The following is a 15,981-nucleotide window of genomic DNA, read 5'->3' as shown; positions in this document are numbered from 1 at the left end:
TGGCGGGCCGGCCCCGATGGCCGCATTGGAGCGGCCCTTTATCGGCGCATCGAGTGGCGCCTATCTAGGCTGCTACGACTTCAAGGGGCCGGTGCAGGAGCCCAAGCACCTTTGGGAAAAGTTCGATGTCGGCGGCCGCATCCCTTGGGGTGCGATTGTCGAGAGCGGGATGCGGTCGCGCCAGCCATTGGTCGGCCAGGTCTGCGTTCCCGAACCGCTCCAGAGCGGCAGCTCCGAGCATCGCGATGCGCGCGTTCCGAGCTTCCGCCATCGGGTCGCAGCGACGGGATGCGGCAGCTTGCGGCAGATACCACGCGAGCGAAGCTCCCACCACGGCGGTGAACAGCGTAGCCAGAGCTACGAAATCGGCGTTGCCAGCCACGGCGCCGCCGAGCGCCAGCCAAGCCAGCGTCGCCACCAGGCCGCACAGCGCAGTGACCAGGGCCTGCGCACCGATCTCCCATGGTCTCCAGGGACGCCGCCCCAACTCGACGTTGTCGAGGTGGTAGCCATAGAACGCCCCCGTGGCTGCCGGAAGCAGTGCGAATGGAGCCGTGTCCTTCGCCAGATCGATCGTCGACGGCTGCAAGATCACGCCCCACAGATACAAGGCCACGTAGCCGGTCAGCGCACAGCAGAAGGCGACTCGAATATAATTCGCCGCAATTGGCCGACGTGCCTGTCCCACAACCAAAAACCACCGCCCATTACGCAAGAACCTCGCGCGGGTCCAATCAGCAGTCAAAATGGCGCAGCCGTGGACCAGCAGAGCCGAAAGCGACCAGATGAACGGCTGGACCGCATCTTTGGGGAAGTTGTCCGAAGGTCGCCAGATGCCGATGTATCCGACGGCCACGGCGACGAACGTCAGTATGAACAAAGACGCGGTCATGACCGCGAGGCCGACGATGATCAGATCCTGATTGGGGTCAGGTGAAGCAGCCGAGGGACCCAAGGCAAATCCGAACGACCGGAACACGATATTGATATCGGTGGTGGGACTCGCCTTGAGGCGAACCGCACAGCCCAGGAGAATGTAGAGGTTTCGCAACAAGCCGGTGATGGCCTTGTTCAGCTCATTGTTGTCATAGTAGGGGTTTCGTGCCTTCTCCTGGCGATATTGCGCCATGTCGGCTTCCATGGCTTGGCGCTTGGCCGCAATGTTGTCGAGATCGGTAGCGTAACGATCCAGTATGTCGGCATCGAGGGCCTCGATGTCTCCGGCATTGCGACGCCGTCCCAGCTCATAGGAAAGGCAGGTGAGGCGCGCCCATCCGTGCTCGATCGACCCGCGCGGCGCTTGGAAGTCAGTTGGCTCGATTCCCCGCATGGACGCCGAGGCCAGCATGGCCGGTTGTGTGTATGCGGAAAATTCGAAATTGGAAGCTCTCAGCGTGTCGGCGATGGCGCGCGCGGCAGCCGGAATGTACGCGCGCTCGTGCCAGAAGTGTCGGATGCGCCACTCAATGTCTTGAAGCCAGGGTATGTTGGCTAAAGCTCCGACCAGCAGCAGCGCAAATCCGATCGGTGCAACGGGCTTGTAGGGCGCCAAGGCCGGCGAAAGGTCAAGCAGGCGTGGCCCTATCAATGACAGGAGGCCGAGAATGCCGACCAATGAGGCGATGTAGCCGATCAACGCGCGAGAATATTGTTTGCGCGTTGCCAGATATCTCGGCAGCAATTGCGTAGTGAGATCGGCGTCCACGCCGAAGGTCGGTTCATCGAATTTCTTCATCGAAAGAAAGGCGATAATCACAATTCCCAGCGCGAGACAAACAAGGTTGGGAGGATCGAGTGGCAGCGAGAGCGCAAAATCCGAATTCATGACCGTTCCTCCCGAAGGATTAGAATGAGTCTGTCAGCGTCGACATCTGCCATTTGGGCAAGGATTGTACTGGGCGAGTACGATTGGTGCGGTTTCCCCGCGGGCGCTCGAAACCTCTGCAATGCCGGGGTCCACCGACTTGCCTGTGGTCGAGCACAGGCTTGCGACCGCAGCGGCTACAATGACCATAACGGGCGCTGCGATAATGCCGGCCGAAAATCGGGATTTCATGTTGGCCTCCACGCTCGTGCGTGCCTGAGGCTCAGCTGACCGAGGCGGTCCGAGCCTCGGCTGCATCATCGGTCTGTTTCGATCCTAAGTTCTGTGAGCAGGCTCACACGCGATGTAGATTTTCAAAGTGCAATGGATGGCGGGCGGAGCCATGGCGTCTCCGCATCCCGTCATGCGACCGCCGCAGCATGGACGCTTGCTGCGATCGAGGGCGGCATTCCGCTTTCAGTAGCGGAGCGGATCTCGTACGCCTGCCGGGCAGGCTTATCGCTGTTCGACCGGCTGGCCGGCAGCCCGCGCCAGATAGTCTCGCGCAAAGCCGAGATACCATTCCAGGCAGGCTGGATTGGCCATCGCGTCCTTGTTGACGACGGTCTCGATCGCGTGGCCGAGCAGGAGCTTCTTGATCGGCAATTCCTGCTTCTTGCCTGAGAGCGTGCGCGGGATCTCGGGGACGACGAAAATCTCATCGGGCAGGAAACGCCGCGACAGGCCGGCCTCGATGGCACTGTTGATGCGGCGCTTCATCGGCGCATCGAGCTCAACGTCCGGCCGCAGCACCACGAAGAGCGGCATGTAGCTGTTGCGCCCGAGATATTCGAGGTCGACGACCAGCGAGTCCAGCACCTCCGGCAGCGCCTCGATCGCCGAGTAGAGCTCGCTGGTTCCCATCCGCAGGCCATGGCGGTTGATGGTGGCGTCGCTGCGGCCATAGATGATGCAGGAGCCGTCCGGCTCGATCTTCAGCCAGTCGCCGTGGCGCCAGACCGGCCCGCGGCCGCTGCCGTCGAAATTGTCGGGATAGGACTCGAAGTAGCTGGCGCGATAGCGCACGTCTCCGGCGTCGTTCCAGAACCGCAGTGGCATCGAGGGCAGGGGCTCGGTGCAAACGAGCTCGCCGACTTCGCCCGTCGTGGCGCGGCCGTGCTCGTCGAACGCCTCGACCGCGCAGCCGAGCAGCCGGCATTGCATCGCGCCCGGCGTTTGCGGCAGTTCACGATTGCCGCCGATGAAGGCTCCGGCGAAATCGGTGCCGCCGGAGATGTTGGCCCACCACATATCACGTTGCGCACTGGCGCCGTTGGTCTCCGCCAGAGCCGCGAAGCGCGCGTTGAACCAGGCCTGCGTGTCGGCGCTGAGCGGCGAGCCGGTCGAGCCGAGCGCACGCAAGTGCGAGAGGTCGCCGCAGGACGCAAGGTCGATGTCGGCCTTCATGCAACTGGCGAAGAATGCCGCGCCGGCGCCGAAGAACGTCGCCTTGGACCGGCTGACGAAGCGCCACAGCGTGGTCCAGTCGGGCTTGTCCTTCGACCCGCCCGGGCTGCCGTCGAAGATGCAGCAGGTGGTGCCGTTGAGCAGGCCTGCGACTTGCGAATTCCACATGATCCAGCCGGTCGAGCTGTACCAATGAAACCGCTCGCCGAGCGAGTTCGGCTGATAGCTGCAGCCGATGTCGTTATGCAGCGATAGCAGCGGCAGGCCAACCAGCATGACGCCGCCATGGCCGTGCACGATCGGCTTCGGCAGGCCCGTGGTGCCGCTGGAATAGACGATCCACAGCGGATGATCGAACGGCAACCAGGCCGGCTCGAATGCGTCGATCGCGGCGCTTGTTTTCGCGAGGTGCGAGCTGCGGATCCGCGCCCGTGCTGGAATCGCTGTGCAGGATGACGTGCTGAACCGATGGCAGCGACCGTCGGAGCTCCTCGACGACGCCGGTGCGGTCGTGCCGCCTGCCGGCATAGTTGACGGCATCGCAGGCGATCAGCACCTTCGGCTCGATTTGGCGGAAGCGGTCGATTACGGCAGGCGCCGCCATGTCGGGCGCGCAGATGCTCCAGATCGCGCCCAGGCTGGCGGTGGCGAGGAAGGCGACGATCGTCTCGGGAATGTTCGGCAAATAGGCGGCCACGCGGTCGCCGGGACCGATGCCCTGCGCCCGCAGATGCACGGCGAGCGCCATGGCCTGCCGGCGCAGCTCCGGCCAGCTCAGCTCTCTCAGCACGCCATCTTCGCCCGAACTGACGATCGCCGGCAGGCCCGCGGCGTGCGCCAGCGCGACATGGCGGAACACCTGACGCGCGTAGTTGACGCTCGCGCCGGGGAACCACACCGCGCCGGGCATCTTGCGGCTCGCCAGCACGGTGTCGAACGGGGTTGCCGATTGCAGGCCGAAATAGTCCCAGATCGTCCGCCAGAAGCCGTCGAGGTCGGTCACCGACCATTGCCGCAGCGCCTCGTAGCTGTCGAAGCGCAGGCCGCGCTGCTCCGTGAGCCAGCGGCGATAGAGGGTAATCTGGGGGACGAATGGCGGTGTCATTATCCTGGATGCTGTCCTCGGGCTCTTATGTCTTGGAGCTGCACGCCCCGGCAAGCGGGATCGCGGCGGCTCTAAGTCCGAGAGTAGCATGACGGGTCGTCACCGCCAGCGCGGGGAGGCGGTGCCGCCGGACTGATCAGGCCGTCATTCGGCGGGGACGCTGGGCGCCAGCCCCGTGACTTCAGCGGACGGCTGCTCGCTCAGCCAGCGGTACATCAGTCCGCCGAGCGCGCCGCCGAGCAGGGGCGCCACCCAGAACAACCAGAGCTGCGCCAGGGCCCAGCCGCCCACGAACAGCGCCGGGCCGGTGCTGCGCGCGGGATTGACAGAGGTGTTGGTGATGGGAATGCCGACCAGATGGATCAGCGTCAGGCACAGCCCGATGGCGATCGGCGCAAAGCCGACCGGCGCCTTGCCGTGGGTTGCCCCCATGATGACGAACAGGAACATCATCGTGAGCACGATCTCGGCCAGGAAGCACGGGAACAGGCCGTATTGCCCGGGCGAATGCGCGCCATAACCATTGGCGGCAAAGCCCTTGCTGACATCGAAGTCCGGTGCGCCGCTCGCGATCACATACAGGATCGTCGCAGCGACGACGGCACCGATGACCTGGGCGATCACATAGGGCGCGACGTCCCGCATCGGGAACCGGCCGCCGGCCCATAGCCCGACCGTGACCGCCGGGTTGAGATGGCATCCGGAGATATGACCGATGGCATAGGCCATCGTCAGCACCGTCAGGCCGAACGCAAGCGAGACGCCGACCAGTCCGATTCCGACTTCAGGGAATTTCGCCGCGATCACCGCACTGCCGCAGCCGCCGAAGGTCAGCCAGAAGGTCCCGATGGTCTCGGCCGCGCATTTCTGGACGGTCGCATTGCTCATGTGCTCCTCCTTGGTAGCTCCGACCGAACGATAAGCGGCGAGACAGAGGGCATCGCAGGCGATGCAGTCACCGGCGCAATTATACAACCTCAACGGGAGCCTTCAAGGGGCTTTGCGCCGGCGGGTTCGCGTGCGAAATAAACCGTTAACCGTGCCGGCTGTAGTCGTCGTTGCCTCGAAGGGACAGACGATGCATCCTCGCACCCAGATCAAGATCAAGATGCCGTCCATGGAACACATCAACGCTCGGATGGAACGCGTGCTGGACGAGACCTGCCGCGCGCTGCCCTATGGCGGCGACCATGAGGTCCGTGCCTTCATTGCCAGGAAGCTGGCAGATGCCGCCTTGATCGGCCACACGTTGCTCGGCGAGCTCGGCATCGTGGCCCGCAAGGCCTTGGCTGACTACCAGCACGGAAGGCATTTCGAGCCCAGCTGAGGCCCAGCATCGCCGCGCGTGGCTCGCGCGCAGCGCGGCCTACCTGCTTACCGCGGCAGCGGCGTCGGCAGCCGTTCGGGATGGTAATCGTCCGGAGAGGGCTCGCGCCGTGGCCTGCGCTCCTCAGGCTGCGACAGCATGAGCGTCGCTTCAAACAGCATCTCCGGCGCTTCATCCGCGTGGCCCGTCAGAGTGATCAGCGTCTCGCCGCACTTGCCGGCCAGCCGAAGCGTCATCTCGTCGATGCCGAAAATGCTGGGGTGTCCCGTGGTGTGGCGTTTGGTGCGGACCACCGCGGTGATGCGATCGCCCTCGATTTCGTAGCAGCCGGAATAGGTGAGAATGCTGTCACCGCCGCTGATTCCGCCCGCATCGAGATGCGCGATGCCGGTCCCTTCGCCCGCTTGGGTCTTGAACCAGGCCGCGTAAGTACCTTCCCTGAACATCGGCTTTGTCTCGTTGCTCGGCAGCAGCTTCGCCACCGGAGCTGCGGCGGGTGGATTCTTGCCTGGCACGCTCATTCCTGCTCCACCGCTCGCAGGCTCGCAGCGCAGCCCTTCCAGGCGATCAGCACCGCCGCCTTCGCTTTTGGCAGCGTCGAGGCCGCACCATTGGCGACGACGGTTTGACCGACCAGGATGCGCCAGCTCCAGATCGGCGGCTGCCGCGCCACGTCGCAGTGCAGCTCGCCCAGCGCCCGGATTCGACGATTGAGGACGACGAGATAGCCGGCAGGCTGCACGCCCGCGGCTGTCGGCTCGAATGTCTTACGGTGAAACATCGATCTATCCACCGCCAGGATGTCGGTTACCCATGTCTGCGCCGAAACAAGGCCGCCGGCGCAGGTGGGGACGCGCCGGCGGCTCGCTCACCTCGGGCGGCCAAGGTGGCTCCCCACATTGGGGCGTGGGAACGCTGTCGACGCATGGCCGGCTTCTGGCGTCTAGCACGATGCGTCGCGATTGATCTTCTGTGCAATGGCGCGCTCGACCTCGGCGGCCAGCATCTTCAGGTGCTCGGCCAAACGGTTGAACAGATCGCGCTTGGCGACATCTGTCGCCAGCCGGCTGATCAGCTCGCATTCGGCGGCGTCCCTCAGAAGCTTCTCGAGGTGAGCCTCCATGTCCTGCACGGTTCGTCCTCCCGAGCTGCCACTTTTTCCCGATTCGAGCTTAGCAGCTCCGCTGCCGGTGCCAACAATTTTGATGAGAGTATAATCACGTTGCGCTCTACAAAACGTGGACGGAAACTCAGCGACGTCAGTGTAGGATGGAGGGCGGACGCGCATCGCTCGGGGCCTCGTATCTGCAAAACGATTTTCAGCAGGCGCAATGATAGGGAGCGGCCGCGCTCGGTTGCGTGTCATTTGATATGAGGTCCGCACCTCATGCGCATCAAAGGCTCAGAGAACTACAAGCGCGGACCCCAGAGGATGATGGCGGCGCCGAACAGGCAGACGCCGGCGCCGGTGATGTCCCAGCGATCGGGACGTGCGTGCTCGACCGTCCAGAGCCACGCTAGCGAGGCGACGATGTAGATGCCGCCATAGGGGGCGTAAGCGCGTCCCGCTGCCGCGCTCTCGACCAGCGTGAGCAGGACGGCGAACGCGATCAGCGAGGTCAGTCCGGGCAGCAGCCACCACGCAGATTTGCCGAGGCGCAGCCACGCCCAGAACGCGAAGCAGCCCGCGATCTCGGCGAGTGCCGCGCAGACATAGACGCTGACGGTTTTCATGCGATCGACGTTTCCACACGCTTCCCAGCCGTTCAAGGCAGCGGATCGCCTGCGCGCATGATCAGGCGGGAAGCGCCCGGATCAGCGGCTTCTCGATCAGCGGCCACAGCACCGAGATCGTCACGAGCAGCGTCGAGGCCGTCATCATCGCCAGCGTACTGATCGACGGTCTGCGTCTGGTCCGGCGCATCTGCCAGGCGAGCCAGCCCCACGCGCCGATGATGGCGATGACGGAGAGAGCCGTCAGCCACCAGCGCATGTGAATGAAAGCTGACAGCAGCGGGCCGATGCTGGCGAGAATTGTCGCCGGGAGCGTGAAGGGCAGCACGCAGCAGGCGCCGCAGGCGAGCGCGCCGGTGGACAAGGTCATGGCCGCGGCGGCGGCTTTCGCCCCGGTGGGCTCCTTCGTCGCAGGCCTTGCGAAGCTTGTGCATGCGCATGGCGGCGTCAGGGTGCAGGCGATCGGCTGTGTCTTCGCAACGGTCATGGCAGTCTCCTTATGCTGAGTTGGGAGGAGCTTGCCCGGACCGTACATGCTCAAGTAACTTGAGGTTCAAGCGAAAAGAGACACGGAGCCGATCAGCAATGAAGCCGCTCAGGATTGGTGCACTGGCGAGGCAGACCGGCACCAACGCGCCGACGATCCGCTACTACGAGGAGATCGGCCTCTTGCCGTCGGCGGGCCGCCAAGCCGGCAATCAGCGCGTCTATGGCGAGGCCGACGTGAGGAGCCTGACCTTCATCCGTCGCTGCCGCGAGTTCGGCTTCTCGATCGAGCAGGTGCGTTCGCTATTGGCGCTCGTGCAGAACCCGGCGAGCTCCTGCACCGGCGCGCGCGATCTCGCCAAGGCGCATCTGACAACAGTACGCTCAAAGCTTGCGGAGCTGAAAGCGCTCGAGCGCAGCATCGCCGGATTCGTCACGAGCTGCGATGCCACCTGCGTCGGCGGTGCTGCGCCCGATTGCGTCATCCTTGGTGATCTCTCGAACGGGTGCGGCAAGCCTGGTCCCGCTCAACGGCGGAGCAGGGCAGAGCCTCAAAGGCCGAAACTCTCGCGCGCGGTGTAGGTGACGGCCTCGATCTTGTTGCCGTCGGGATCGCGCACGAACGCGCCATAGTAGTTGGCGTTGTACTGGGCCCGAATGCCGGGTGCGCCATCGTCGCTGCCGCCGTTCTCGATCGCAGTCCGGTGAAAGCGTCGGACCGTCTCCCTGTCAGGCGCCTGGAATGCGACATGCACGCCGTTGCCGGCGCTGGCCGGACGGCCGTCGGCCGGGGTTTCGAGACTGAACACGATGTCCGATGCGCCGTAATGGACCGCGCGCGACGATGACTTCAGAACCCGAAAGCCGATCAATGCCATCAGCGGATCATAGAACGCCCGCGCGCGGGCGACGTCGTTGGTGCCGAGGGAAACGTGGTGGATCATGCGGGCCTCCGCCGCTGTGAAGTCGTCGGCGCGGCAGAAAGTTCCAGATCGCAAGAATTCTGCTGGGAGCCGCGTCGACGCAACGGGCCGACAGGTGCGCAACGCAGCCAATCCTCGGGGTGAAGGCCGACGAGCTGGGCGAGCTTCAGATCTATTCCACCGCAACGGCAGCATCGCCTCACGGCGCCTGCTTGGCCCGCTGCCACTTCAGAAAATCCTTATAGAGCTGCGAGGCCTGGTCGGGCGTGACATTGGCCTGAGCCTTGCGGTGTTGGAGAAGGTCGCGGTCGTCAGTCGACGATGCTTGATTGTCCTCGGCCGGTTGCTCCGCTCGCGCGCGGTCGAGCCATTGCTGCGCCGCCTTGAAGCGGATCAGTCCAGGCACCGGGGCCGACAGCACGGTGTCGCGCCATTTGGGATGGCGCGGCGGCGACTGCAGCATCTGGATCTTGTCGAACAGCGCGTTCACGAAATTCGCTGTGCGCCGGTAACGCTCGCCCTGCTCGGGCCAATTATAGACCATCAACACGGTGGGTGCGGCGACCGTCTCGATTTTGGTGCCCGCCGGCACCAGGCTGGGATATTCGTCGGACGTGAAGCTCGATGGGAAATAGATGTCCTGCAGCGAGCGCTCATAGGGAATCGACAACAGATGCAGCTTGCCGCCGTCGTTCTTGATGCCCTTGATGATCGGCGCATCTTTCGACACGGAGGCGATCCAGGCGTCGCCCTGGCCGCCGATGAGCTTCTGCAGGCCGCCAGTCGGATCGGTCTGAGAGTCGATCTCAGCCTGGATGCCGAAGCGCCGGAAGATCGTCTTTGCCGCCGGCAGGCCGATGCTGCGTTCGGCGAACACACGCCGGCCGTTCAGGTCCTGCAGGCTGCGGATGTCCTGCCGCGCGATGATGTGCACCTCGTTGTAAAACAGCTTGGCGACATAGCGCACGCGCTGGGCCAGGTCGGGAATGTTGTATTCCGTCTTCACGTAGTCGAGCGCGTCGGTGGCGACGAAGCCCATGTCGATGTTCTTGAGCATGATGATGTCGACGAGATTCTGCGCCGAGCCCTTGCCAAGGATCGGCAGCACGCGCAGATTTTCGCCGTCGTCGAGCACCGCAGCCATGTCGGAGCCCATCACCGACATCGGTCCGCCGATCGGCGCGGTGATCACCGTGACGGTGCCGGAATTCAGCGCCTCCCGATCGGGCAAGGAGCCCACGCGTGCTGATACGGTGGGCGCGCGCGGCTGTAGCTGCTGCGCGCCGGCGCTGCCGGACAGCGCCGCGACAATTGCGGAGATGAGTGCGCAAACAAGTCCATACGCTGCGCGATGCACCGAACGCTCCCCCGTTTTGTTATCGGTGTATCGTTCGAGTCGAACGGGGCTGAAATTTGGCTCTGGGTTGGCGGAGTCCGGATGGCTGCAGGCTGGCGCCGGTATCGCAATGGCGGAGAGCGCGCGAAACGGTGCCATTATCGTGGCGAACGCGAGCGTCCGCTGATAAATCTGCCGGTGGGTGAGCAGCCCGGCGCAGGCCGCTTGCGGGCGTGTCCCCGTCTTGCGACTACGATCGTTCGGACGCTCGCTGTTTGTCGAGTTCGCGCAGGTAGCTGAGGCCGCAGACCGTCAGCCGGCCGGGATCCTGAACCCCTTGTTCGGCGAGCCTGCGAATATGCCGCGCGAGGTCGCGCCGCATGCCCTGGTCCAGATCGTGTCTGGCCACGCGGCTATAGATCTTCATCGCTCGAAAGAGCGGTTTTGCGATTTCGACTTGGGGCATTCCTGACAACGGGCGAGCCTCGCCCTTGTTCCGAACGATGCCGCGCCGCGGCGGGCCTGCCGAGCGACATGCTGCCGGGACGACCGACCGCGTTCGGATTGACAGGCGATATTATCTGACTTAAGTCAGATAATATGCTCGATCCGGTTTCCCGCATTCGCCGCTTCAACCGCGCCGTCACCGCCGAGGTGGGGGCGCTCGATACCTCGTTCCTGGGGCGGGGCCGACCGCTCGGCGCCGCGCGCGTGCTCAACGCGATCGGCCAGGGCCGCGGCGATGTCGGGGAGCTGCGGGATTATCTCGGCCTCGACTCCGGACTGACGAGCCGTCTGCTACGCGGCCTGGAGGACGAGGGTCTCGTCAAGACCGTGCCGCATAGCGATGATGCGCGCCGGCGCGTGGCCAAACTCACCAGCGCGGGCCGTCGCGAATTTGACGCCTATGAGGCGCTGTCGAATGCGCAGGCGGAGGCGCTGCTGGCCCGGCATGCCAAGCCGGAGGCATTGCTGGCGGCGATGGACCTGGTCGCGGCCGCGCTCGGTCGCCGCCGCATCAGCATCGAGCAGACAGACCCGAGAGCCGAGGCGGCGCGCTATTGCCTTGGCGAATACTATGCCGAGCTGTCACGCCGCTTCAAAGGCGGTTTCGACGTCTCGCTGTCGCGCGATCCCGAGGCGGCCGACATGATCGCGCCGCGCGGCGCCTTCTTCGTCGCGATGTCGGACGGCCTGCCGCTCGGCTGTGTCGGGCTGAAGGGCGGAGGCAGGGACGACGCTGAAATCAAGCGGCTTTGGGTCGCGCCGTCAGCGCGCGGCCTCGGCGTCGGACGGCGGCTGATGGATGCGGCCGAGGACGCCGCGCGGAGTCTATCGATCAAGACCCTCCGCCTCGATACGAACAGCGCATTGACCGAGGCCGGCCAGCTCTATCGCAGCAGCGGCTGGACCGAGATCGAACGCTTCAACGACGATCCCTATCCGGACCTGTTCTTCGAGAAGCAGCTCTGATGTGAGCGCGGGGGCATCGTCTGGAGTGAGTAGGGTGGGTCAGCGGCCGCGCCCGGGACAACGACATTGCCCGCATATCCGTTCGCGGTCGCGTAGCCCACCAATTGCATCATGATTGGCGGATGACGCTCCGCTCATCCGCCCTACGGCGCTTGCGCGTCGCCGATGAAGCGGTCCGCATCAGCCTGATCGCGTCTGGTCGGCAATCGCATTTGCGAGCGCAATCGCGCGCGGCACGATGCTCTCCACCTCCAGATATTCCTCCGGCGTATGCGCCAATCCGCCGACCGGGCCGGTCGCGCACAAGGTCGGCGTGCCCACCGCCGAGGTGAAGCCCGAATCCGCACAGCCGCCGGTCGATTCACCCTCCAAGGTCAATCCTGCGCGCAGCGCGGCCTGCTGGTAATGCGCCAGCAGGCGCGCATCGCTCTCGCTCTGTTCGAGCGGCAGGAATTCGCCCTTGATCGTCAAGGTCGCCGACGTGCCCGGCACGTGCTCGGTCGCCACGATGCGCTCGATCGCGCTGATGACACGGTCGCGATCGACACGCCGCGCATAGCGCATGTCGATCTCGCCGCGTGCTGAAGGCGCGACCGTGTTGACGGACTGTCCGCCCGAGATGAGACCGACATTGAGGGTGATCCCGAGCGCAAGATCGGTCAGATCGGCGATGGCGACGGTCTTATGCGCCAGCGCGTGAATGGCGCTGTGGCCAGCCTCGAAATTGGCGCCGGAATGCGCCGCCTTGCCGGCGACATCCAGGATCATGAAGACGCCGCCCTTGCGCCGGCTGACGACATTGCCGTTGGCGCGCCCCGGCTCGGCATTGTAGACCGCGCGGGCGCCCTGCGCCGTCTCCTCGATCATGCTGCGTGACTGCGGCGAGCCGATTTCCTCGTCCGAGGTCAGCAGCGCGACCAGCGGCGCGGAGTTGCCGCCGAACTTCTTGAACGCCGCCAGCACGAAAGCGTTGAGCACCAGGCCGCCCTTCATGTCGGCGACGCCAGGACCATAGGCACGGCCGTCCTTGATGCTGAACGGGCGCCGTGCCGCCTCGCCCTTCGGAAACACTGTGTCGCGGTGGCCCATCAGCACGATCGGGGCATTGCCGGGTCCCGGAATCCGGGCCCGGAAAATATCGCCGGAGATGTCCCGGGCGAAGCGTTCGACCTCGATGCCGTGGCTGACGAAGAATTCCTCGAACACCTCGCCGACGGCATCGACTCCGGCCTTGTCATAGGAGCCGCTGTCTATGTTGACCACCCGCTCCAGGAGCTTGAGCATCGGCTCGCGTTGTGAGGCAAGCCAGGACCGGATCTGTTCAGACATCGGCGACGTATTCCTTCTCGAAGCCAGGGCGAAATCGGCGGGCACCATGACGTTGTTCGCCGGCCGTGACTAGCCCGGCTACCGCATGGCGGGACGTCGATCTGCGGCGGGGGCAGGGCTATCGCATATGACCAGGAGGCTCGGTGTGCATGATCCCTATCCCAGACTGATGACGCGGGAAGCGTAGTCTCGGATATTGCCGGCCGAGGCGAAACCCTCCGGAATGACTGGTAGCGTGCCGCCGGGGGGAGGAGGCGGGAGAGGCCCAAGCGGGTACTCCACTTCGAAATGGAAGCGGCGAGGATTCCCGGCGCCATTTCGCTTACAAAAATACATGACCCATCGGCCGCTGCGCTGCCGAACACCTCTTTCGAGTTCGAAATAAGCTTCGGGGATCGGGTACCAGTTCGTTCCGTCAGCCGTGTACTCATAGACCTGGTCGGCAATCACGGAGCCGGCGGCCAGCGGGCGCCGCACCACGAGGTCGGGATTCCCAATCGAATGGTCGTCGTAGTTCGAGCACGCTTGTGCGCCCGCATTCGTGGTCGCCCCCTGCGTGAAGGTCATCGGGATTCCCGCATTCATGGTCGCGTCAAAGGGGGGACCAGCCGGACTCGTCCGCCACGTGACGCGCTCCCGCGTGCCGACATTGCTGAGGGAGGCGGCATGCCCGTTGCTGCTGACCCAGGTCAGTTCATGCACATGGTAGAACCGCAGAATGTAATTGGGATTGCCTGCATGGTTCATTTTCAAAACCCTGAAGCGCCGGTAGTGCATCTTCGGCTGTACCGGAATGGCATCGGCCAGACCGGGGATGTTGGCCTTCAGGTAGTTGCACGCATTGGCGTACTTCACTTGCTTGTTGTGCGGAATCGCGCCGTATTCGGCCTGAATCTGCGGCATATTCCAGGGCATGCCGCCCGCCAGGATCTCCTCCAGGTCTGCAAATGAACTTTTCTTGAATCGTGAGCGATGGGGGTCGGCCGTATTCAAATGATTCTGGAAGGTCGCGAACACAAATGGCATCGTTGTCGTGTCTTTCGTTGTCGGGCTTCGCTGTACAGACCGTATGTGACCTCATTACGATTTCGGTTCAGTGAGACCAAACCCGAGCGATACGCGAACAGCCTGTTCGTTTTGGTCGCTCCGTTTGTTTCAACGAAGGCGGCACGTTCAATGACATCTGAAACAATCGTGTATGTCGTGCGGCGTGGCGACTCAGAAGTCGACGGATTCACGTCTGTGGGGCGCTGACGTGCCGCCGGTCAGTAGGTGGCCGAAGAGGCGCTCGAAAGGGCATCCTCTTTCAAATGGAACAAGACGTTCTGTGCTGCGACCCGAGAGTTCATTTGTGCTTCGAAGCGATAAACAGTAGAATTGTTGAATAGTCCCGTGTCACCGATTGGACCGTCCGAAAACTCCGTTTCGACCGCGAGCAGGGTCAGGGCCATGAAACAGGCACCAGCATTTGTTCTTGCCGCGACGCTCCTGATCAGCACCTTCGGCGTAGCCAATGCGGGGTCTGCCTATGATGGAAGCTGGAGCCTTTCCTTCGTAACGCAGAGGGGAAGCTGCGATCGTGTCTACTACTTCACCGTCAACGTCTCGAATGGGGTGATTACTCACCCCAATATCATCCATTTCCGAGGCTACGTGACGAACAGGGGTATTGTTCGCGCATCCGTCACGGTTCACGAAAAGCACGCTTCTGGTTCTGGACGGCTTGTGGGGAATTTCGGTCAGGGCACATGGAGTGGATACTCCGGCAGTTCACGTTGCTCCGGATATTGGAGAGCGGAGCGAGGCTGAAGCCGGAGCAGTCTGGAAGCAGCGCCAACCGGTGCACGCTCGCTTCAGGCGTAGACGGGGTGCACGCGCCAGCTGCAGTTGATCCAAGTTCGACAACTGGCGCGCCAAGCTCGGCACAGCTCCGACCGACCTTCGCGCGAAGCGCGAGTTTCTTCCCGTGTCGCCGCGCCGTTTGTTTCAACCAAGAGCACATTCAGTGACAATTGAAACGATTTGGTGGATGTCGTGCGGCGGCGTGGTGACTCAGGGGTCGACGGATTCTCGTCTGTGGGCCGCTGGTGTGTCGCCGATCGATGGTTGATCGGGAAACGATTGGACTTAGCTGAAGTGTTCGGCTCGAAACGCGTAGGCGGGCAATCTCATTTCGCAGCAGTCGAGGCGACGACGGCGGGGCGCGGCGGCGTCGCTGCGCTAACTAATCAGCCTACGGTCCTGACGCCGCCGGTCGGCCTATGTCGCCGCGCTAAAGTCAGAAAAACGGGTCAAGATGGCCTGCCTGTAGTCGCCGTCTTTTTCCGAAACCCAGAGCTGCCTGCGGACGGAATTGATGTTCAGGAAGAATTCGCCGTAAGGCCAGCCATTCTGCTCTTGAAGGACGACCTTCATGCGCATGGTGAAGCGGCCCTCCTCGGGGCGCACAATCCCGCGCAGCATGAGCAACGGACAGAACACTGCCGACTTGTCGGGCAGGGCCGGGTGCACATGTGGCTCGAAGCCGAAGCACTGCTCCAGCTTGCGGAGCACCCGTGTGGTCGGCTCGCCATGTGAGACCAGTACGATTTCTCGCGTCGGATGGCCGCGGGGAATGGTCCATTCCTGACGCTCCACCAGCACCGGGCCCCGACCGGGCTTGTGCTCCCAGGCTTCCGCGGCGTCCGTTTTCGTTCCATCCGATAGTCCCATAATGAGACCGAACCCTGCGGTTTCACCGTCAGAATTGGTTCTGACCTCAACCCAAAGCCGCTCGTCCCATCGCCATTCGACGACGTCGAACACATAGGCCGCAGAATCCGGAATGAACAGCTCGGGGTCGCCTGCAGGATCGGGCCCGCCCGTCCAGCGCGCACCTCTTCCCATGTCGCCGTAAAGCCCGTCCGCCGTCGGCCCGCGCTGTGGTCGCTTGGGCTTAAGCCAATCAAACAATCCCAACCTGTCCTCCCCCAGTTACCGCAATCCGTTCCCGGTCAG

General features: G+C 63.7%; 17 protein-coding genes and 1 pseudogene. 3 read left to right on the top strand and 15 right to left on the bottom strand.

What is annotated here, in order from left to right:
- Positions 1–64: 64 nt before the first annotated feature.
- The 3 genes and pseudogenes from P6U24_RS20280 to aqpZ form a co-directional block, all read right to left on the bottom strand.
- Positions 65–1,825 (bottom strand): antitoxin Xre/MbcA/ParS toxin-binding domain-containing protein, encoded by a 1,761-nt coding sequence (locus P6U24_RS20280; protein WP_407154285.1) that lies wholly within the window; start codon positions 1,823–1,825, stop codon positions 65–67.
- A gap of 495 nt (positions 1,826–2,320) precedes the next feature.
- Positions 2,321–4,376 (bottom strand): annotated as a pseudogene (locus tag P6U24_RS20275) (acetoacetate--CoA ligase).
- Between the two features lie 144 nt (positions 4,377–4,520).
- Positions 4,521–5,264 carry an aquaporin Z gene (gene aqpZ, locus P6U24_RS20270; RefSeq protein WP_407154284.1) on the bottom strand — a complete coding sequence of 248 codons (744 nt, stop codon included), beginning with the start codon at positions 5,262–5,264 and terminating at the stop codon, positions 4,521–4,523.
- A gap of 190 nt (positions 5,265–5,454) precedes the next feature.
- On the opposite strand from aqpZ, the gene P6U24_RS20265 reads away from it, so the two are divergent.
- Positions 5,455–5,703: a hypothetical protein gene (locus tag P6U24_RS20265; RefSeq protein ID WP_407154283.1), complete on the top strand. Its 249-nt coding sequence runs from the start codon at positions 5,455–5,457 to the stop codon at positions 5,701–5,703.
- A 47-nt stretch (positions 5,704–5,750) separates the two neighbouring features.
- Here the strand turns inward: P6U24_RS20265 and P6U24_RS20260 are convergent, their stop codons facing one another.
- From P6U24_RS20260 to P6U24_RS20240, 5 genes are all read right to left on the bottom strand, one after another.
- Entirely contained in the window at positions 5,751–6,224 is a 474-nt protein-coding gene (locus P6U24_RS20260) for a hypothetical protein (RefSeq protein WP_407154282.1), read from the bottom strand.
- Positions 6,221–6,484, bottom strand: coding sequence for a hypothetical protein (locus P6U24_RS20255; protein WP_407154281.1), 264 nt, complete (start codon positions 6,482–6,484; stop codon positions 6,221–6,223). The genes P6U24_RS20260 and P6U24_RS20255 overlap by 4 nt, the downstream gene beginning before the upstream one ends.
- A gap of 162 nt (positions 6,485–6,646) precedes the next feature.
- Positions 6,647–6,826, bottom strand: a complete 180-nt coding sequence (locus P6U24_RS20250; RefSeq protein WP_407160531.1) for a hypothetical protein — start codon at positions 6,824–6,826, stop codon at positions 6,647–6,649.
- Between the two features lie 287 nt (positions 6,827–7,113).
- Positions 7,114–7,437, bottom strand: coding sequence for a YnfA family protein (locus P6U24_RS20245; RefSeq protein WP_407154280.1), 324 nt, complete (start codon positions 7,435–7,437; stop codon positions 7,114–7,116).
- 61 nt (positions 7,438–7,498) lie between these two features.
- The gene (locus P6U24_RS20240; protein ID WP_407154279.1) at positions 7,499–7,924 is read right to left on the bottom strand and encodes a hypothetical protein; all 426 of its coding nucleotides are present in this window, start codon (positions 7,922–7,924) and stop codon (positions 7,499–7,501) included.
- A gap of 98 nt (positions 7,925–8,022) precedes the next feature.
- Here P6U24_RS20240 and P6U24_RS20235 point away from each other — a divergent pair, with 98 nt between their 5' ends.
- Complete coding sequence (locus P6U24_RS20235) at positions 8,023–8,505, top strand: MerR family transcriptional regulator (RefSeq protein WP_407154278.1); 483 nt, start codon at positions 8,023–8,025, stop codon at positions 8,503–8,505.
- Here P6U24_RS20235 and P6U24_RS20230 read toward each other — a convergent pair.
- The 3 genes from P6U24_RS20230 to P6U24_RS20220 all read right to left on the bottom strand — a co-directional run bounded on the left by P6U24_RS20230 (position 8,475) and on the right by P6U24_RS20220 (position 10,609).
- Positions 8,475–8,867, bottom strand: a complete 393-nt coding sequence (locus P6U24_RS20230; RefSeq protein ID WP_407154277.1) for a VOC family protein — start codon at positions 8,865–8,867, stop codon at positions 8,475–8,477. The genes P6U24_RS20235 and P6U24_RS20230 overlap by 31 nt on opposite strands.
- Before the next feature lie 178 nt (positions 8,868–9,045).
- Positions 9,046–10,203: a TAXI family TRAP transporter solute-binding subunit gene (locus P6U24_RS20225; protein ID WP_407154276.1), complete on the bottom strand. Its 1,158-nt coding sequence runs from the start codon at positions 10,201–10,203 to the stop codon at positions 9,046–9,048.
- A 229-nt stretch (positions 10,204–10,432) separates the two neighbouring features.
- Positions 10,433–10,609: a hypothetical protein gene (locus P6U24_RS20220; protein WP_407154275.1), complete on the bottom strand. Its 177-nt coding sequence runs from the start codon at positions 10,607–10,609 to the stop codon at positions 10,433–10,435.
- A 173-nt stretch (positions 10,610–10,782) separates the two neighbouring features.
- Here P6U24_RS20220 and P6U24_RS20215 point away from each other — a divergent pair, with 173 nt between their 5' ends.
- On the top strand, positions 10,783–11,655 hold the full coding sequence (locus P6U24_RS20215; RefSeq protein ID WP_407154274.1) for a GNAT family N-acetyltransferase: 873 nt from the start codon (positions 10,783–10,785) through the stop codon (positions 11,653–11,655).
- A 180-nt stretch (positions 11,656–11,835) separates the two neighbouring features.
- Here the strand turns inward: P6U24_RS20215 and P6U24_RS20210 are convergent, their stop codons facing one another.
- From P6U24_RS20210 to P6U24_RS20195, 4 genes are all read right to left on the bottom strand, one after another.
- Complete coding sequence (locus tag P6U24_RS20210) at positions 11,836–12,984, bottom strand: M20 family metallopeptidase (protein ID WP_407154273.1); 1,149 nt, start codon at positions 12,982–12,984, stop codon at positions 11,836–11,838.
- A gap of 156 nt (positions 12,985–13,140) precedes the next feature.
- Positions 13,141–14,010, bottom strand: coding sequence for a hypothetical protein (locus P6U24_RS20205; RefSeq protein WP_407154272.1), 870 nt, complete (start codon positions 14,008–14,010; stop codon positions 13,141–13,143).
- Between the two features lie 239 nt (positions 14,011–14,249).
- Complete coding sequence (locus tag P6U24_RS20200) at positions 14,250–14,435, bottom strand: hypothetical protein (protein ID WP_407154271.1); 186 nt, start codon at positions 14,433–14,435, stop codon at positions 14,250–14,252.
- 808 nt (positions 14,436–15,243) lie between these two features.
- Positions 15,244–15,942: a hypothetical protein gene (locus P6U24_RS20195; protein ID WP_407154270.1), complete on the bottom strand. Its 699-nt coding sequence runs from the start codon at positions 15,940–15,942 to the stop codon at positions 15,244–15,246.
- Positions 15,943–15,981: the final 39 nt, after the last annotated feature.

Source organism: Bradyrhizobium sp. STM 3557, assembly GCF_045571465.1.
Lineage (GTDB): Bacteria > Pseudomonadota > Alphaproteobacteria > Rhizobiales > Xanthobacteraceae > Bradyrhizobium.
This window is presented reverse-complemented; position numbering and strand designations above follow the sequence as displayed.